The sequence below is a fragment of the Bacillus sp. BR3(2024) genome (assembly GCF_039134555.1).
Taxonomy (GTDB): domain Bacteria; phylum Bacillota; class Bacilli; order Bacillales; family Bacillaceae_G; genus Bacillus_A; species Bacillus_A cereus.
Genome location: NZ_CP152433.1, coordinates 4,174,899 through 4,192,549 on the forward strand (window position 1 = coordinate 4,174,899; position 17,651 = coordinate 4,192,549).

Sequence of the window (17,651 nt, forward strand, 5' to 3'; positions counted from 1 at the left end):
AGATATTATATAAAGCTATTATTGTTTTTTTGGCTTCTCTAAAAATTTCGTAAGAAGCGATTTAAATTCAGTTTCACTCACTCCAGTGTTTTTAGCAACTTCAATTACAGTAGTTGTTACATTAGCCGCTACTTTTAAATAGTCCTTACTGAAATTATCCATTTCATTTCTTTTTTCTTTTGCATTCTCAACTGTTACAGAATCAATACAAGTAATCATCTTATCTACAATATGTAAATAATTATTTTGTGCATCTATTATTTTTTGAACGTCATCTTTATTACTTACTTTCGATTGTTTTAAATATGTATATGCTTGATTCACTTCATCTTTTAAAATTTTATCATTATTCTTCGCCTGTTCTTGTAACATATTCTTCATATCATCTATTGTTTTTTGATCCATCGAATCTCGCAATAAATAATCTGGATTCCCAATCGCATAATCGTACTTAATCGTTACATCTTGAAATATTTTCATCACAATAGCTAATTGATACGCTACATCAAAATTATTGAATTCCTTTTTATCTTGTGGATTTGCTAAGGCTTTTGAACTCTCCGTTGCTTTAATATCCTGTTTTTCTTCTTGCTTCACTTTTTCTCCCTTTGATGATGTAGTTTCCTCTTTCGTTCCGCAGGCAGCAAGTCCTAATATGGAGATACTACAAACCAACCCTGTAAAGATTTTATGTTTCATAATTAGCCCCTTTTCCCTTTTGAAACCTATATTCTCCAATTATGATATCAAAGTTTAAAATGTTTTTTTGACATTTTTTGTCGAATCACTCCCAGGTTTACACAAATTTTTCTATTCTACAGATAAAGTGAAAGTTTAATCACCCCTCACCAATCGGGCGTTTACGAGCAGCCCAACACCCACTTAACTTCTCTGCTTCCGCTGAATTTTGAGATAGTGGTCTTACTGCCTGGCAAATAGCGGGATAAAAAAAAAAGATTCTCCCGATAGGAGAATCTTTTTTTTTATTTTACAGAGACAATCTCTACTTGCATTTCTCCACCTGGTGTTTGGATTGTTACTTTCTCACCAATTTGCTTACCTAATAAGCTTTTTGCGATTGGAGAATCGTTAGAAATTCTTCCTTCGAATGGATCAGCTTCCGCGCTACCTACGATTGTGTACGCTTCTTCATCTCCGTTTGGTAATTCTTTAAATGTTACTGTTTTACCTAATGTAACAACAGTTGATACTTCGCCAGTATCTTTAATGATAACTGCATTACGAATCATATTTTCTAATTGTGTAATACGTCCTTCTACGAACGCTTGCTCATCTTTCGCTGCATCGTACTCAGAGTTCTCAGAAAGGTCCCCGAAGCTACGTGCGATTTTAATACGTTCTACTACTTCTTTACGTCTTACTGTTTTTAATTGCTCAAGTTCGTTCTCTAGTTTTTGCTTACCCTCTTGCGTCATAGGGTATGTTTTTTCTGTTGACATATTTTCCACTCCTTTTATATACCAATCCCCCGAAAAAAAGAGGAGTTCCATATGAAAACTCCTCCGCTTCCATTGTTAGCGGAGGTTTCTAGTACCCTTGCACTAGCGGAGTTGTCACATACAACCCCGTATTTCCAATTCTTCTTTATATAAAGAAGATATGTATGGAAAGTTGATATAAATATGCCCTCACCTATATATAGATGAGGTTGCATGTTTCATTGTATTCGATAGGAAGGGAAAAAATCCCTTCCTACCGTATATCTTTTACTATGCTATTACAAATTTACTTTTTGTTCAAGAATTGTTGCAATTTTTGTCACCATAATATCAATTGCAACGTGGTTTTGTCCACCTTCAGGGATAATAATATCCGCAAATTTCTTAGAAGGCTCAATAAATTGATTGTGCATTGGACGTACAACATTTACGTACTGATCAATAACTGAATCCATCGTACGACCGCGCTCTTTAATATCACGCTGCATGCGACGCAGAATACGAAGGTCAGCATCCGTATCAACGAATAATTTAATGTCCATTAACTCGCAAAGACGTGGGTCTTCTAAAATAAGAATTCCTTCTAAAATAATTACATCTTTCGGCTCAACTGGAATAATTTCTTCTGAACGCGTATGCAATGTATAGTCATATACAGGCTTATCAATTTGCTCATATGCAAGCAACTGCTGCAAATGTTCAATTAACAGATCATTATCAAACGCAAGCGGATGATCATAATTTGTTTTTAAACGCTCTTCCATTGGTAAATGGCTTTGATCTTTGTAATAATAATCTTGCTCTAAGATTAAAATAGAATGACCTTTAAAATGGTCAAAAATCGCTTTCGTTACACTCGTTTTACCTGATCCCGAACCACCAGCAATTCCAATTACAACAGGCTTATTCGTCCCCATTCGACTATCACTCTTTCTTATTGAAGTATGCTTTTGCGCATCATATTATTCACATACACTCGTTGATCCACTTTGAATTTCACGATTTGCAACGGATGTCTCGCTGCATCTAATTCGTTTCCATCCTCATCCCAAATTTTCTCCACCGTTTGCGTAAAGTTTTCTATTTCTGGTCCAAAGAACTCCACTTCATGTCCTGGTTTGAAATGATTACGTTGCTCAATCGTTACGATGCCCGTTTCTTCATTATAATCTAACACTAAACCAGCAAAATCATACGTTGTTTTCTTACTATGATTTCCAAACATTTGCTCTTGATGTCCTGGAACCCCTTCAAAGAATGCAGGAGCTGTATCACGATTTGCACATTTATCAAGCTCATCTAACCATTCTTGTTTAAACTCAAAGTTATCTGGATCCGCACAATAAGCATCAATTACTTTACGATATACAGTTGCTACAGTCGCTACGTAATGGATTGATTTCATACGTCCTTCTACCTTTAAGCTATCGATTCCGATTTCAATCATTTTCGGAATTGATAAAATTAAATTTAAATCTTTTGGACTCATCGCAAAGTGAGCATCTCCTTCTTGGAATAGAGGAAGCTCTTTTGCATCTTTATGTTGTGATACTGTTTGAACTAAATCATAATCCCAGCGGCAAGATTGGCAACAACCACCACGATTAGAATCACGCGCTGTCATATGGTTACTTAATGTGCATCTTCCTGAATATGCGATACACATTGCACCATGTACGAATGCTTCAATTTCAATATCCACTTTTTCTTTAATTTCTTTCATTTCTTCATAGCTTGCTTCACGAGCTAATACAAGACGATGTAAACCTTCTTCTTTCCAATACTGTGCTGCTTTCCAGTTGGATAGTGATTGCTGTGTGCTTAAATGCACCTCAACAGAAGGCGCTACGCGTTTACAAGTCTCAATGATAAGCGGATCAGCAACGATAATTCCCGTTACGCCAGCTTTTTCAATCCCTTTTAAATATTCCTCTAGCCCGTCCATATTTTCATTATGTGCAAAGATATTTGTTGTTACGTATATTTTTGCTCCATACTTCTTTGCAAACTCAACGCCTTCTGCCATTTCTTCTAGCGTAAAGTTACCTGCATTCGAACGAAGACCAAATTCTTGTCCACCTAAATATACAGCATCTGCCCCGTAATGGATAGCTACTTTTAATTTTTCTAAGTTACCCGCAGGGATTAACAGTTCAGGTTTCTTCACAATAACACGTTTGCCATCGATCACTCGTGAAATTTCTTGTACAGTCATTTCCTACACCCTCCTCGTTTAGTAAACCGTTTCTTTAAAGAAGAATCCTGTATCTAACGGACGATTTACTGGTTGCATTTCTTCTATTTCTTTATATAGATCATCTTTCACGTCATAATATGCATCACGATCTTCTACGCATAAATCAATCGCTTGACGATATTTCTTCGTTACTTCAATAATGTATTCAGAGCTTTTTAGTACACCGTCGATTTTTAAGCTATCAACTTCAGCTTCGATTAGTTCCTCTAATTCATCGATGAAACAAATATCGTTCGGACTCATAATGTGAGTACCATTTTCATCTTCATAAATTGGATATTTATTGTTACGCTCTGGGTCATATAAGAACATATTCTCTTCATATTTTTTCTTTTCAATGTCAAGATTACGTCCTTGATACTCAAAGTAGTTTCCTACTAATGAACGCTTCGATTGGAACATACAAGTCATACCGTGAATTTGTACTTCTAGTTCCACTTCAGCATTTTCTTTTAAATCAACAATTTCATCTAAGCTCAGCTCACGAGCTAATACAGCGCGCTTCGCTCCTCTTTGTCCCCAGTAGTTACAAGTGAACCAGTTTGTTGCTGTCGTTTCTGTATTCCAGTGCAACTGCATATTTGGTGCTACTTCGCGAACAGCCATTAATACCGCTGGATCTCCGAAAACAATTGCATCTACATTTACTTCGTTTAAAAATGAAACGTAATCTGTTAATTCTTCTACTTTATCGTTGTGGAACATAGCGTTCATGGCTACGTATACTTTCACACCATTTTCATGTGCAATCTTCACAGTTTGTTTTACATCTTCACGTGAAAACTCCCCTGCTAAACGTAAACCAAACTTTTGCTCACCGATCATTACCGCATCTGCTCCTGCTTTCGCAAGAGGTTCGATATCCGCCACCGCTCTTGGCGTTACTAACAATTCAGTTTTCTTCATACTTTGGTCACCCTCTCTTTTTACTAACAGCTACTCCATCACCAATTGGGAAAATCGTTGTATCATATCCTTCATGATTCATAAGCCACTCATTGTACGTCTTAATACGACGGATTAAACCACGTGTACGTCTGTTTTCAATTTTCTCTTTTGTCGTTACAAGACCGTGGTACATAACATTATCTGAAATAATTACTCCACCAGGATTTAATAACGGTTCATATAAGTCAAAAAAGCGACGATACTGTCCTTTTGCTGCATCAATAAAAATAACGTCAAATGTCCCGTGTTCTTTTACTTGTTCACCTGTCTCTAACGCATCACCGTAAATAACTGAAATACGATCTGTTACTGGGGAACGTTCTATATATTCAAGTGCTTTTTCATATCGCTCACGATTGCGCTCAACTGTCACAATACGTGAATTTGGAATAGCTTGCATCATACGAATACTAGAATAACCGATTGCTGTTCCAAGTTCTAAAATGCTTTTCGGTCCAATTAAACGTAAAAATTGCAGCATAAATTCCATTCCAAGTCGATCCATAATCGGCACATGATTTTCTGTTGCATATTCTTCCATTTCAAGAATTAATTTATCTTTCGGATCAATAAATGATAATAGGTACTCGTTAACTGCATCCTCCATAAATGGTCCTCCTTATTTACATGGAGAAGTGCCTCTATGACGTCTTTTCACACATAGAATGCAATAAAAATACAAGCCAGCTTTACCCTTAGCTTGTACGTCCCGTTTTGATATTAAAAACGATTCTTCTGCCAGTTTTTAACCCGATATATTTTACCACAAAAAAGAGGGATGTGCGACTTTTTTCGCTATCCCTCCCCATTTCACTGTTTTTTCGTAATGTATTTTTGCTTTAATGCATTATGCTCTTCTAATGTTTTCGCATAATACACTTCACCACTTGGTGCAGCTAAGAAATAATAATAATCTGTTTGCACAGGTTCTAACGCAGCTTCCACTGAATGTTTACCAGAGTTTGCGATCGGCCCTACCGGCAATCCTTTTACAACATACGTATTATACGGTGAGTTGACCTTTAAATCTTCGTATAATACACGTTGTTTATGCTTTCCAAGTGCATATAATACCGTTGGATCCGTTTGAAGTGGCATGCCTTTTGCTAAACGATTATAAAAGACACTAGAGATCTTTTGACGATCTGTAAAACCTGTTGCCTCTTCTTCAATAAGTGAAGATAATGTTAAAAGCTGATGAACATCCCAATTCTTCGCTTTCATTTTCGCCTCATTTTGAACAATGATTGCATTTGTTTTCTCAAGCATCGGAATTACAATTTCTTCCAACGTCGTATCTTTCTTATAAAACGAATACGTTGCAGGATATAAATAACCTTCTAATGGGTATTTAATATTACTATCAAAGATTTTATCCGTTAATAACTTCGGATACTTTTGCTGCATTTTTTGAATAAATGCTTTATCGTTTAATTGACGCGTAACATCATCTTTATTCCACTTTAGTTCTGTCGCAATCGTTTCTGCAATTTCAGTTACTTGCGCCCCTTCTTTAATCGTCACTTTATAAAGAGCTGGACGATGCACGTTGCCAGATGACATTTGTTCGATCACATCTTCAGCATTCATTGAAGGATTTAATAAATATGTACCTGCTTGTAAACTTTTCGATTTAGCCTTTGTATAAAAACTAAAAACTGTACCGTTTTTTACAGCGCCTTTTTCTTCTAAAATTTCTCCAATTTTACTTGTAGATGATCCTTTCGGAATTTCTACTTCAATCTCTTTTTTATTCCCGCTATCAACTGGTCCTAATGCGGATGAAATATACGCATAGACTGAACCACAAACTAAAAGCAGTGCAATAATCGAAAATAAAAAGATGCGTCTACGCTTCTTTTTCACTTGATTCTCTATCAAAACATTTCCTCCTTACTTAATTGTAGACCGTATGTACACCTTTCTATACAGCACGATGTAAAAACGCAACAAATTCACTTATCTTTTTTAATTGACACTTTATTTTTCTACAATCCGTCTCATTATACTACAAAGACTTACACAGTTTCGACAAAAAATCTTTCATTTTACATATAAATACAAAAAAAAGATGGACTGTATGTCGTCCATCTTTTCAGTACTTATTATTCAGCTTCTTGCTCATCAGCTAGAGTGTTGAACATTTCTTGTACCATTTCCCACTCTTCTTCAGATTCGATTGGAAGTAAAGTTCCGCCCTCTTCTTCATTTTGCTCATAAGCCATTGCATCATAAATTTGGTCTCCATCTTCGTCTACTTCACCGATTGGAGAGAAGACTACGTATGATTTTTTGCCAAATTTTTCAGCGTCAAAAGTGAAAATAATTTCACATAAATGTTCGTTACCTTTTTCGTCTACAATTGTAATTTGATTTTCTTCCATTTTGGTCACCTCTTATTTACTATCTAAAAATCCTTGTAAGATTACGACTGCAGCCATCTTATCAATTACTTGCTTTCGCTTCTTACGGCTTACATCGGCTGAAATGAGTAGACGTTCCGCTGCCATTGTTGACAAACGCTCGTCCCACATTACAACGTCTAATTGTAACAGCTCTCGTAGGTTTTCTGCAAATTGTTGGCACGCTTCACCACGTGGGCCAATTGTACCATTCATATTTTTAGGTAAACCTACTACTATTTTGTCCACATTGTACTGCTTTACTAACTCAGAAATACGATCAAAACCAAAGTGACCTCGTTCTTCGTTAATCTTAATTGTTTCTAATCCTTGTGCTGTCCAGCCCATCTCGTCGCTAATTGCAACTCCGACTGTTTTTGTACCTACATCTAAACCTAATATCCGCATAAACTACTCCTCACGATGATGTTTCAAGTAAGACTTCACAAGCTCTTCAATTAACTCATCACGTTCAAGCTTGCGAATGATGCTACGTGCATCTTTATGGCGAGGTATGTATGCTGGGTCTCCACTTAATAAATAACCGACGATTTGGTTAATCGGATTATAGCCTTTTTCTTGAAGTGCATCATACACAGTTAAAAGTACATCATTTACATGGACACTCTGTTTTTCATCTTGAATGCTAAACTTCATTGTTTTATCAAAACCGTCCATTTCAAGCACCTCACTTATATAGTAAGTATAGGGAGAAGAACTTCTCCTCTCCCTACCATTGTACACTACTATCTCTTTATTTTGAAACAGATTTAACGTACTCTTGTACAAATGCTAAAGCTTCTTCGACTTGAGCTGGGTTTTTACCGCCTGCTTGTGCCATATCAGGACGGCCACCACCGCCACCGCCGCAACGAGAAGCTACTTCTTTCACAAGTTTACCAGCATGGTAACCTTGGCTAATTAAGTCTTTCGTTACACCTGCTAGGATGTTTACTTTATCGTCATTAACAGACGCTAATACAACAACTGCTGACTCTAATTTATTTTTCAGATCATCCATCATCGTACGTAAGTTGTTCATATCTGCAACATTTACTTTCGCTGCTAATACATTCACACCATCAACTGTCATTACAGAATCAGTTAAGTTTCCAGCTTCGATATTGCTTAATTTCGCAGCAAGAGATTCATTTTCTTTTTGCAGTTGTTTCACTTCAGCAAATAGACCATCAACTCTTGTTAAAATATCTTTCGGATTTGTTTTCATTTTTCCTGCTGCTTCTTTTAATAAACCTACTTGATCGTTCATTAATTCGTATGCAGACTTACCAGTTACTGCTTCAATACGACGAGTTCCTGCACCAATACCAGACTCAGCAACGATTTTGAAAATACCGATAGAAGCTGTATTATCAACGTGACAACCACCACAAAGCTCTAAGCTGTAATCGCCAACTTGTACAACGCGTACAACATCTCCGTATTTTTCACCGAATAATGCCATTGCGCCCATTTCTTTCGCTTCTTCGATTGCTTTTTGAGAAATCTCAACATCAATACTTTCCCAAATTTTTTCGTTTACCATACGCTCAATTTTTTCTAATTCGTCAGCTTGTACTTGACCGAAGTGAGAGAAGTCAAAACGTAGACGTTCAGAAGTTACAAGAGAACCTGCTTGGTTAACGTGTGTTCCAAGTACGTCTTTTAATGCTTGGTGTAGTAAGTGAGTTGCTGTATGATTTTTTACAACGCTACTACGGTTTTTCGTATCGATAATAGCTTTTACAGCCGCATCTTTCGTTAATGTACCTTCTTCAACAACAACTTTATGCAAGTTTTGGCCGTTTGGTGCTTTTTGTACGTCTTTTACAAGAACTTTCACACCATCTGCAAGAAGGTAACCACGGTCTGCAATTTGTCCACCACTCTCAGCATAGAATGGTGTTACATCAAGAATTAACTGTCCTTCTTCACCAGCTTGTAAGCTGTCTGTGTATTCGCCGTTTTTCACAAGTGCAACAACGTTACTTTCTGTTGCAACTGTACCGTAACCAACGAATTCGCTCGCTACTTTAATTTCTCCAAGGACACCACCTTGAACTTGCATAGAATCAACGTCTTGACGAGCAGCACGTGCACGCTCACGTTGTTTTTCCATTTCATTTTCAAAACCTTCATGATCAACTGTCATGCCAGCTTCTTCTGCATATTCTTCTGTTAATTCAATTGGGAAACCGTATGTGTCATATAGACGGAACGCATCTACTCCAGAAATAACAGTTGTTTTTTCTTCTTTTGCTTTTGCAATTACTTCAGCTAAAATTGCTTCACCATCATGAAGTGTTTCATGGAAACGCTCTTCTTCGTTCTTCACAACTTTCGCAATGAAATCTTTCTTTTCAAGTACTTCTGGATAGAAGTCTTTCATTACTTCTCCAACAACCGGTACTAATTCAAACATAAATGGACGGTTGATGTTTAATTTCTTCGAATAACGAACAGCGCGGCGTAATAAACGACGTAATACATAACCACGGCCTTCGTTAGATGGAAGAGCACCGTCACCAACAGCGAATGTTACTGTACGGATATGGTCAGCAATTACTTTGAATGCCATATCTTTTTCTAAATCGCCATTACGATATTTTTCACCAGAAATTGTTTCTGTTGCACCAATCATCGGCATGAATAGGTCTGTATCAAAGTTCGTAGGTACATCTTGAACGATAGATGTCATACGCTCTAGACCCATCCCTGTATCAATGTTTTTCTTAGGAAGTGGTGTATATGAACCGTCTGGATTATGGTTAAATTGAGAGAATACAAGGTTCCATACTTCTAAGTAACGCTCGTTTTCTCCGCCTGGATATAATTCTGGGTCACTAAAGTCATTACCGTAAGCTTCTCCGCGGTCATAGAAAATCTCTGTATTCGGTCCACTTGGCCCTTCACCGATATCCCAGAAGTTTTCTTCTAAGCGGATAATACGCTCTTTTGGAACGCCCATTTTCTCATTCCAAATTGTGAATGCTTCTTCATCTTCTGGATGGATTGTAACTGATAGTAATTCTTTATCGAATCCGATCCATTTGTCGCTCGTTAAGAATTCCCAAGCCCATGTAATTGCTTCTTCTTTGAAGTAATCACCAATTGAGAAGTTTCCTAACATTTCAAAGAATGTATGGTGACGAGCTGTTTTCCCTACGTTTTCAATATCGTTTGTACGAATTGATTTTTGAGCATTTGTAATACGTGGATTTTGTGGGATTACACGTCCATCAAAATATTTTTTTAATGTAGCTACACCACTATTAATCCATAGAAGAGATGGATCTTCATGTGGAACTAGTGATGCACTAGGTTCTACTGCATGTCCTTTTTCTTGGAAAAAGTCTAAAAACATTTGACGAATTTGTGCGCCTGTTAGTTGTTTCATTGTATTTTCCTCCTTAAATATAAAAAACTCCCGTCCCTATAAAAGGGACGAGAGTTAACTCGCGATACCACCCTAATTATGAATTGATTACAATAACAATCAATTCATCACCTCATGGTGCCGTAACGTGGCAAGACGGCAGTGATTAGCTGCTCTCAGGATTAGCTTTCTGTTACCCTTCATTTAAAGCTTCTTTCAGCCATATGGAAGCTTCTCTCTATAAATGGACTGTAACGTACTTGTTCCGTCATTGATTTAATGTATTATATGACTAAATATAATAGAATTCTCTTAAGTTTGTCAATGTAGATAATCATTTATATTGTATTAATTGCTTATTAATCATAGGTATTCTACTATTCATTCTTAACAGCCTTTTCATATATTATGCGTTTATTAACAAATCGGAATCTCCTTATAAGAATGATTTATAAAAATTTCTAAATATTACTTTTTTTGCTACAATTAAATTATTGTTAATAAAATAAAGGAGCGATCACAATGACAACCTTACTTAGCAAAGCTAAAAACATATTAGCGACTGACGAAACGATATTATTTTACGCAGCATGTTCATTAGACATATTTATTTATCGTTCCGTCGCAAGGCCAGGATTGCTAATTTTAACGAACAAAAGACTATTCTTTTATGGGCCAGATGTAAGTAAGAATCCAATATTTGAAGAGTACTCTTTCGCAAAAATTTCTAATCTAAAAGAACAAAAGCGTCTTTTCAACAATCAAATTATATTTATGTATGATAACGAATGGAAAAAAATAAAACATATTCAAACAAATGATGTGAGCTCCCTCGTTCAAAAAATACACGAGCAACTTTCTAAATAAATATATGATTAGCCCTCTATTTCTTACATAGAGGGCTTCTATACTTACACATCTTCTTTTTTCAAGAGCGGTCTCACATGAACAATGACAGTGCGAATAACTGCTAAAATCGGAACCGATATTAGCAATCCTACAATCCCAGCTACCTCTCCCCCAACTAGTAAGGCAAGCATAATAATAACGGGATGCATACGAAGTGACTTACCAACGATGTAAGGCGATAAAATGTTACTCTCCACAAATTGCAAAATCGCAATCGTAATCCCCGCCTTAATAAGTAAACTCGTTGATACTGTTGCTGCAATCATTAACGTCGGGATCGCTCCTAAAATAGGACCGAAGTATGGGATTATATCCGTTACCCCAATAATAATGCCAAGCAATAATGGATATTTCATACCGATAAACCAAAAAGAAAGAGCTGATACTCCCCCTAATACTAAACAAACAAATAACTGTCCTCGAATATAGCTTCCAAGTGACTTATCAATTTCTTTCGCAAGCATTTGCCCCGTACCTCGCCATTTACTTGGGACTAGTTTCCAAAAGATATGATAAAACTCACCATAATCTTTTAATATGTAAAATACAATAAACGGTATTAAGAAAATAATGAGCAATGAATCGAGTACACCACGAGCTGTACTCATCACTTTATTTAAAAGCGCTTGAATCTTCGTTTCCACACCCACAAAAAGTTGCTTCACCTTTTCATGAATGAACGAAGGGAAATTCGCTGTTTGTTCTGTAACGCCATCCATCCACGAATCGTACATCTTTGTAAACTGGGGAAATTGTTCATTAATCTCTTGTAACTGTTTAATAACAACTGGTGTTCCTTTATAAATCCCATAACCAATTCCGCCAAAGAAAAGGATATAAATGAGCAAAATGGCAAGTGTACGGGGCATCCCTTCCTTATGAATTTTTTCAATTAAAGGGTGCAATAAATACGCAATAAAACACGCGATAAGAAACGGCGTGATTGCTACTTTAAATACAAAAATAATCGGTGCCCATAGCGGCTTAATTTTTAAAAAGACGAGCAGACAAAGAAAAACAAGTAACAATAATCCTAAACGATATATCCAAATGATTTTAAGATTCTTCACATGAAAAACCTCCTCCACCTTTATTTTGAAAATAAATGGGGTAGGTTATGTGCGAAACTTTTAAAATCTTTTCATACGGACCATACTGTTTTTTAAAGACGTACATATAAATAACATAACAAGGACAACCACCCCTGAGAATACAGCATGAATTAATATAATCAGGAGGGCTAATTATGGTTTTGTTTATGCTTGGATTATCAGCACTTTTTATGATTCTTGAATGGATTTGTATCGGGTTCGGTATTTGGAAGGGGTTCTTTATTCATTCCTCACGTAAAGAAAAAGCGAAGCAATTATGGCAGTATGGAATACTTGGCGTTGGCTGCTACGGTCTATCTTATCTTTTCTCAGAGATCGGACTTTTTTATTTGCATATGGGTGCATAAAAAAACTCCCTTGTCTACAAGGGAGTTTTTCAATTTATCGAAATGATTATAAGTAAGACTTAATCATCTTACGTGCTTTTTTCATATTGCGTTTTGAAAATACATCTTGTTTACGAGCATATTGATATGCTGCAGCTCCAACACCTAATGCGATTAATGAATTGCGTAGATTCAAAGTAAATCCCCCTTTTCGTTATCCGATCGTTCTTTCATTCTCATCAAATAAATCATCAAGAGAGCTTAATGAACCGTCTTCCTCAACTTGATGTGTATGGATTTTCCCCTTTGAAACCGATAATTCGATATAACAATTCCAGCAATAAAATTGGTTGACACCTATTTTTCCAATGTCTTTCCCTTTGCAATTTGGACAAATGAACATATGGCTTTCATCTCCTTACAGTCTCCCAGATTCTATTCGCCATTATGTCCAAACTGCATTCATTTATACATTACTGGAGCCTTTCAACGCTATGCGTTTGAAAGTTTCACTATATAATTTCACCTTGTTACATGAAATCATACGGTGAAATGTTTTCCACGTCCATTTCCTCGCCATTAACTGTGACCATCTGTACTTCTCCTTGTGATTCTTGCAAGCGACTAGCTAAAGTTGTTTGACGCATTGCATCATCAAGGCGATTTACACCAGATTGGAAAGCTGCTTCCTCCCCGCAAATAATAAGGAACTTCTTACTTCTTGTAATACCCGTGTAAATTAAATTACGACGTAACATACGGTTGTAACTTTTCACGATTGGCATAATAACAATCGGAAATTCACTACCTTGTGATTTATGAATGGAACAACAATATGCATGCGTAATTTGATTTAAATCGGGCTTCGTATACGTTACCTCAATTCCATCAAATGAAACGATAATCATATCTTGTTGCTCAACGTTTTCTTTTGCATAAAACACCGAAACAATTTCCCCAATATCACCATTAAACACTTGGCTCTCCGGCTGATTCACGAGTTGCAGTACTTTATCACCTCTTCGGTACACAACATCACCGTAAGCAATTTCTTTACTCTTTTCCCTCTTCGGATTAAATACTTGTTGCAGCGCTTCGTTTAATACATTAATACCAGCAGGCCCGCGGTACATCGGTGCTAATACTTGAACATCTCTTGCACTAAAGCCTTTTGTTTTAGCATTTTCGCAAACTTTTTTCACAACCTCAACAATTTGAGCCCCTGTACAGCTGATAAACGAACGATCTTTTTTGTTTTGCGCTAAATCTGGTGGTAGAGTTCCATTTTTTATCGCATGGGCAAGTTGAATCACTGATGAGCCTTCCGCTTGACGATAAATTTCAGTAAGCTTCACTGTCGGAACTGCGCCTGCATTTAATAAATCTTTTAATACTTGTCCAGGTCCTACAGATGGCAACTGATCTTCATCACCTACAACGATAACTTGAATATTCGTCGGCAACGACTTAAATAGCTGATTTGCAAGCCAAATATCAACCATTGAAAATTCATCGATAATAAGGAGCTTACCTTGGACAGGATCCGTTTCATTACGCTGGAAAGATCCTTCTGGCGTCCAACCAAGTAAACGGTGAATTGTGCAAGCTGGAAGTCCTGTCGATTCACTCATCCGCTTCGCTGCTCTTCCTGTTGGAGCTGTTAATAGTATTGGAAATGGATTATCATCACTGTATTCATTCGGATTTAACGATAATCCGTGAAGTGACGCATACATTTCAACAATCCCTTTAATAACTGTTGTTTTCCCTGTTCCTGGTCCACCTGTCAATAACATCATCGGTTTATGAAGTGCCGTTTGAATTGCTTCTTGCTGAAACGGTGCATATTGTACGTTCAGTTGTTCTTCAATTTCACCTAACGTTTTTAACACTTCCGCTTCTGGAAATGAAGGTGTTTCTTCTTGATTCATAAGCCTGCGAATAGACTTTACAACACCTTTTTCAGAGTAGAATAACGTCGCTAAATACACTCGTTCTTCTTCTATGATGACTTTCCCTTCACTTTGCATCGTTTCAATACAACCTATAATATCTTCCTCAGTCACTCTTCCTTCTTGATTGTTTAAAAGTGACATCGTTTCTCTTACAAGTTGATCTTTCCTCATATAAACATGACCAAGTTGTAATGAGACATTCTCTAATGTGTAAAAACATCCCGCTCGTACACGGTCGTCATGATTACCCGATATCCCTAACGCACGCCCTATATCATCCGCTCTTCCAAAACCAATCCCGTCCACTTCTTCAATAAGTTGATACGGATTATTACGAATCACTTCTAATGTCATCTCTTTATATTGCTGGTAAATCTTAATAGAAAGTTTCGTTCCAAAACCGTAGCCATTTAAAAAGCTCATTACTTTCTCTAATCCTTGATGTTCAACAATTGTCTCATATATTTCCTGAGCCTTTTGTTTATTAACAACACCATTTAACGCCTCAGGGTCATCCATAATTTTAGAAATAGCATGTTCTCCGAGATGGTCCACAATTTTTTCAGCTGTACGTTTTCCTATCCCTTTAAATAAATCACTCGCTAAATATTGCACCATACCTGCTTTTGTTTGCGGCAATTCTTTTTTAAATGTTTCAACCATATATTGTTTTCCATACTTTGGATGGTCCTTAAAATGACCTGTCAATGTAAACACTTCATCTTCATGCATGCGGGGAAAATGACCGTTTATCATTACTTTCTTTTCGTCATACGTTTCATTCGTTTCAATGACTTTCATACTGACAACGGAATAGAGGTTTTCTTCGTTGTGGAAAATGGTATGAAGAACTTGCGCTTTTATAAACTTTTTCTCTTCCTCAAACAAATCCATTGCATGTTGATTTCCCATCTTTCCTCTCCTTTCCGATATTTTCACTTTAATGAGCAGTACATCCCCCACCTTTTTAGATGAGGGATAACTACCCATTAAACTATATTTTTATCTTATTCAGCTTCTTGCTCTAATAAACGAACGCCATTACCCGCTAAAAAGTGATCTGGCTGAATTTCAGTTGCTTTCTTAAATAAAGCGAGAGCCTTCTCATTATTTTCCTCAAATACGTACGCAACACCTAAATTGTAATACGCATCTGCATGCTCTTCATCCATTTCTAATACCTTTTCAAAATAAGGTTTCGCCTCTTGAACATGTTCTAATCGCGCGAAGCAAAGTCCGCACTGGAATACAGCTTCTACATCGTTTTCATCTAATTCTGTTGCTCTTTGTAAGAATGGTAGTGCAAGACGATCATTTCCAAGCTGTACATGTGTGATACCTAACATAAATGTTACATCAGCTGATTGTAATCCAGCTTGCATTGCTTGTTCAAATACAGCTTTCGCCTCAGTAAATTGCTCTTGGCCATAATATACATTTCCTAAACCATAATAGGCAGCTGCAGATTTATCATCTAACTCTAGTGCGCGTTTATAAAATAAAATCGCTCGCTCGCTATCACCTAATAAGTCTAATAAATTTGCAAAATTAATGTATCCAAGCGCATCTTTCGGATTTTCTTCGATTGCTTCTGTAAAATTTTTAGCTGCTTCTTCCCAGTTTCCTTCTTGCATATATTGAATACCTGTTTCAAGTTTGTTTGACATGTCCTTCACCTCTACAACAAATTATAACAAAGAATGTATTTTCCAAGCGAACGAAAATTCGCTTTATGTAAAAGAAACCTCTAACCGCTAATCGGCAGAGGCTTCTCGTTTATCCTAAATAATCCAATTTCTTACCACTACGGTATACTTCATCAATTGTAGCACCGCCTAAGCACTCATCTCCATCATAGAAAACGACTGCTTGTCCTGGTGTAATTGCACGAATTGGCTCATCACAAAGAATACGAACTGTATTTTCATCAACGATTTGAACCGTTACTTTATTGTCTTCTTGACGATAACGGAATTTCGCCGTGCACTTAAATTCGGTTTCTTTTTCTTTGTTACTTACCCATCCTACATTCGTAGCAATAACTTCATCACCATATAGAAGTTCGTTATGGAATCCTTGATCAACATATAAAATGTTTTCTTTTAGATTTTTCCCAACAGCAAACCATGGATCACCATTACCACCAATTCCAAGGCCATGACGTTGTCCAATTGTATAATACATTAAACCGTCATGCTTCCCTTTCACTTCACCAGATAATGTTTGCATTACACCTGGTTGTGCCGGTAAGTAGTTACTTAAGAAATCCTTAAAGTTACGCTCACCAATGAAGCAAATACCTGTACTATCTTTTTTCGCCGCTGTCGCTAAGCCAGCTTCTTTCGCCATTTCACGAATTTGCGGTTTCTTTAATTCACCTAACGGGAACATTGTTTTTGATAATTGCTCTTGGCTTAATTGATTTAAGAAATATGTTTGATCTTTATTGTCATCAACGCCGCGAAGCATTTTATATTCGCCGTCCATATAAGCAACGCGTGCATAATGGCCTGTTGCCACATAATCCGCACCAAGCGCAATTGCATGCTCTAAAAATGCTTTAAATTTAATTTCTTTATTACACATTACATCTGGGTTTGGTGTACGACCAGCTCGATACTCATCTAAGAAGTACGTAAATACTTTATCCCAGTATTGTTTTTCAAAGTTTACTGCATAATACGGAATACCAATTTGGTTACACACTTCAATTACATCATTGTAATCTTCTGTTGCTGTGCAGACACCATTCTCATCTGTATCATCCCAGTTTTTCATAAAAATTCCGATTACATCATAACCTTGCTCTTTTAATAAAAGTGCTGCTACAGATGAATCGACGCCACCGGACATTCCGATGACAACGCGTGTTTCGTGAGGTAGTTTGTTCATCATGTCACCTCCCA

The 17,651-nt window shown here is 36.8% G+C and carries 19 protein-coding genes and 1 other annotated feature; of the genes, 2 read left to right on the top strand and 17 right to left on the bottom strand.

The genetic code is table 11. The features are described from left to right. Positions 1 to 18: 18 nt before the first annotated feature. The 11 genes from V7S45_RS21470 to alaS form a co-directional block, all read right to left on the bottom strand. Complete coding sequence (locus V7S45_RS21470; RefSeq protein ID WP_025686954.1) at positions 19 to 699, bottom strand: hypothetical protein; 681 nt, start codon at positions 697 to 699, stop codon at positions 19 to 21. Between the two features lie 284 nt (positions 700 to 983). Beyond that, complete coding sequence (gene greA, locus V7S45_RS21475; RefSeq protein WP_000102591.1) at positions 984 to 1,460, bottom strand: transcription elongation factor GreA; 477 nt, start codon at positions 1,458 to 1,460, stop codon at positions 984 to 986. Between the two features lie 278 nt (positions 1,461 to 1,738). Next, entirely contained in the window at positions 1,739 to 2,377 is a 639-nt protein-coding gene (gene udk / locus V7S45_RS21480; protein WP_000537078.1) for a uridine kinase, read from the bottom strand. A 17-nt stretch (positions 2,378 to 2,394) separates the two neighbouring features. Beyond that, positions 2,395 to 3,675, bottom strand: a complete 1,281-nt coding sequence (locus V7S45_RS21485; RefSeq protein ID WP_000217974.1) for a U32 family peptidase — start codon at positions 3,673 to 3,675, stop codon at positions 2,395 to 2,397. 18 nt (positions 3,676 to 3,693) lie between these two features. Continuing rightward, positions 3,694 to 4,623, bottom strand: a complete 930-nt coding sequence (locus tag V7S45_RS21490) for a peptidase U32 family protein (RefSeq protein ID WP_025686953.1) — start codon at positions 4,621 to 4,623, stop codon at positions 3,694 to 3,696. Positions 4,624 to 4,630: 7 nt separating this feature from the next. Beyond that, a complete protein-coding gene (locus V7S45_RS21495; RefSeq protein ID WP_000389102.1) occupies positions 4,631 to 5,272 on the bottom strand; it encodes an O-methyltransferase in 642 nt (213 codons plus the stop codon). 203 nt (positions 5,273 to 5,475) lie between these two features. Continuing rightward, on the bottom strand, positions 5,476 to 6,546 hold the full coding sequence (gene mltG / locus V7S45_RS21500) for an endolytic transglycosylase MltG (protein ID WP_025686951.1): 1,071 nt from the start codon (positions 6,544 to 6,546) through the stop codon (positions 5,476 to 5,478). Positions 6,547 to 6,770: 224 nt separating this feature from the next. Then, on the bottom strand, positions 6,771 to 7,049 hold the full coding sequence (locus tag V7S45_RS21505) for a DUF1292 domain-containing protein (protein ID WP_000392247.1): 279 nt from the start codon (positions 7,047 to 7,049) through the stop codon (positions 6,771 to 6,773). Positions 7,050 to 7,061: 12 nt separating this feature from the next. Further along, a complete protein-coding gene (gene ruvX / locus V7S45_RS21510; protein ID WP_001221193.1) occupies positions 7,062 to 7,475 on the bottom strand; it encodes a Holliday junction resolvase RuvX in 414 nt (137 codons plus the stop codon). A 3-nt stretch (positions 7,476 to 7,478) separates the two neighbouring features. Next, positions 7,479 to 7,745, bottom strand: a complete 267-nt coding sequence (locus tag V7S45_RS21515) for an IreB family regulatory phosphoprotein (RefSeq protein WP_000348590.1) — start codon at positions 7,743 to 7,745, stop codon at positions 7,479 to 7,481. 76 nt (positions 7,746 to 7,821) lie between these two features. Next, positions 7,822 to 10,464, bottom strand: coding sequence for an alanine--tRNA ligase (gene alaS / locus V7S45_RS21520; RefSeq protein WP_000811825.1), 2,643 nt, complete (start codon positions 10,462 to 10,464; stop codon positions 7,822 to 7,824). Between the two features lie 40 nt (positions 10,465 to 10,504). Next, positions 10,505 to 10,724: a binding site (T-box leader), on the bottom strand. Between the two features lie 241 nt (positions 10,725 to 10,965). Here alaS and V7S45_RS21525 point away from each other — a divergent pair. Next, positions 10,966 to 11,310: a PH domain-containing protein gene (locus V7S45_RS21525; protein ID WP_000209578.1), complete on the top strand. Its 345-nt coding sequence runs from the start codon at positions 10,966 to 10,968 to the stop codon at positions 11,308 to 11,310. A 44-nt stretch (positions 11,311 to 11,354) separates the two neighbouring features. Here V7S45_RS21525 and V7S45_RS21530 read toward each other — a convergent pair whose 3' ends face one another. Then, positions 11,355 to 12,422 carry an AI-2E family transporter gene (locus tag V7S45_RS21530; RefSeq protein ID WP_000793128.1) on the bottom strand — a complete coding sequence of 356 codons (1,068 nt, stop codon included), beginning with the start codon at positions 12,420 to 12,422 and terminating at the stop codon, positions 11,355 to 11,357. A 176-nt stretch (positions 12,423 to 12,598) separates the two neighbouring features. On the opposite strand from V7S45_RS21530, the gene V7S45_RS21535 reads away from it, so the two are divergent. Continuing rightward, a complete protein-coding gene (locus V7S45_RS21535; RefSeq protein ID WP_000242535.1) occupies positions 12,599 to 12,811 on the top strand; it encodes a hypothetical protein in 213 nt (70 codons plus the stop codon). 46 nt (positions 12,812 to 12,857) lie between these two features. Here the strand turns inward: V7S45_RS21535 and V7S45_RS21540 are convergent, their stop codons facing one another. From V7S45_RS21540 to mnmA, 5 genes are all read right to left on the bottom strand, one after another. Continuing rightward, positions 12,858 to 12,986 carry a YrzQ family protein gene (locus V7S45_RS21540; RefSeq protein ID WP_001053553.1) on the bottom strand — a complete coding sequence of 43 codons (129 nt, stop codon included), beginning with the start codon at positions 12,984 to 12,986 and terminating at the stop codon, positions 12,858 to 12,860. A gap of 18 nt (positions 12,987 to 13,004) precedes the next feature. Further along, positions 13,005 to 13,193: a hypothetical protein gene (locus tag V7S45_RS21545; protein WP_000469281.1), complete on the bottom strand. Its 189-nt coding sequence runs from the start codon at positions 13,191 to 13,193 to the stop codon at positions 13,005 to 13,007. A 127-nt stretch (positions 13,194 to 13,320) separates the two neighbouring features. Beyond that, positions 13,321 to 15,657, bottom strand: coding sequence for an ATP-dependent RecD-like DNA helicase (locus V7S45_RS21550; protein WP_000528082.1), 2,337 nt, complete (start codon positions 15,655 to 15,657; stop codon positions 13,321 to 13,323). 95 nt (positions 15,658 to 15,752) lie between these two features. Further along, positions 15,753 to 16,412 (bottom strand): tetratricopeptide repeat protein, encoded by a 660-nt coding sequence (locus tag V7S45_RS21555; RefSeq protein WP_089607642.1) that lies wholly within the window; start codon positions 16,410 to 16,412, stop codon positions 15,753 to 15,755. 109 nt (positions 16,413 to 16,521) lie between these two features. After that, the gene (mnmA, locus tag V7S45_RS21560) at positions 16,522 to 17,637 is read right to left on the bottom strand and encodes a tRNA 2-thiouridine(34) synthase MnmA (RefSeq protein WP_001038010.1); all 1,116 of its coding nucleotides are present in this window, start codon (positions 17,635 to 17,637) and stop codon (positions 16,522 to 16,524) included. Positions 17,638 to 17,651: the final 14 nt, after the last annotated feature.

What these genes read in the sequence shown, in the direction of transcription:
- V7S45_RS21505 (WP_000392247.1), bottom strand. Translation starts at nt 7,049, where the DNA reads ATGGAAGAAAATCAAATTACAATTGTAGACGAAAAAGGTAACGAACAT.
- ruvX (WP_001221193.1), bottom strand. Translation starts at nt 7,475, where the DNA reads ATGCGGATATTAGGTTTAGATGTAGGTACAAAAACAGTCGGAGTTGCA.
- alaS (WP_000811825.1), bottom strand. Translation starts at nt 10,464, where the DNA reads ATGAAACAACTAACAGGCGCACAAATTCGTCAAATGTTTTTAGACTTT.
- V7S45_RS21495 (WP_000389102.1), bottom strand. Translation starts at nt 5,272, where the DNA reads ATGGAGGATGCAGTTAACGAGTACCTATTATCATTTATTGATCCGAAA.
- V7S45_RS21550 (WP_000528082.1), bottom strand. Translation starts at nt 15,657, where the DNA reads ATGGGAAATCAACATGCAATGGATTTGTTTGAGGAAGAGAAAAAGTTT.
- V7S45_RS21555 (WP_089607642.1), bottom strand. Translation starts at nt 16,412, where the DNA reads ATGTCAAACAAACTTGAAACAGGTATTCAATATATGCAAGAAGGAAAC.
- mnmA (WP_001038010.1), bottom strand. Translation starts at nt 17,637, where the DNA reads ATGAACAAACTACCTCACGAAACACGCGTTGTCATCGGAATGTCCGGT.
- V7S45_RS21525 (WP_000209578.1), top strand. Translation starts at nt 10,966, where the DNA reads ATGACAACCTTACTTAGCAAAGCTAAAAACATATTAGCGACTGACGAA.
- V7S45_RS21545 (WP_000469281.1), bottom strand. Translation starts at nt 13,193, where the DNA reads ATGTTCATTTGTCCAAATTGCAAAGGGAAAGACATTGGAAAAATAGGT.
- V7S45_RS21490 (WP_025686953.1), bottom strand. Translation starts at nt 4,623, where the DNA reads ATGAAGAAAACTGAATTGTTAGTAACGCCAAGAGCGGTGGCGGATATC.
- V7S45_RS21470 (WP_025686954.1), bottom strand. Translation starts at nt 699, where the DNA reads ATGAAACATAAAATCTTTACAGGGTTGGTTTGTAGTATCTCCATATTA.
- V7S45_RS21515 (WP_000348590.1), bottom strand. Translation starts at nt 7,745, where the DNA reads ATGGACGGTTTTGATAAAACAATGAAGTTTAGCATTCAAGATGAAAAA.
- V7S45_RS21535 (WP_000242535.1), top strand. Translation starts at nt 12,599, where the DNA reads ATGGTTTTGTTTATGCTTGGATTATCAGCACTTTTTATGATTCTTGAA.
- greA (WP_000102591.1), bottom strand. Translation starts at nt 1,460, where the DNA reads ATGTCAACAGAAAAAACATACCCTATGACGCAAGAGGGTAAGCAAAAA.
- udk (WP_000537078.1), bottom strand. Translation starts at nt 2,377, where the DNA reads ATGGGGACGAATAAGCCTGTTGTAATTGGAATTGCTGGTGGTTCGGGA.
- V7S45_RS21485 (WP_000217974.1), bottom strand. Translation starts at nt 3,675, where the DNA reads ATGACTGTACAAGAAATTTCACGAGTGATCGATGGCAAACGTGTTATT.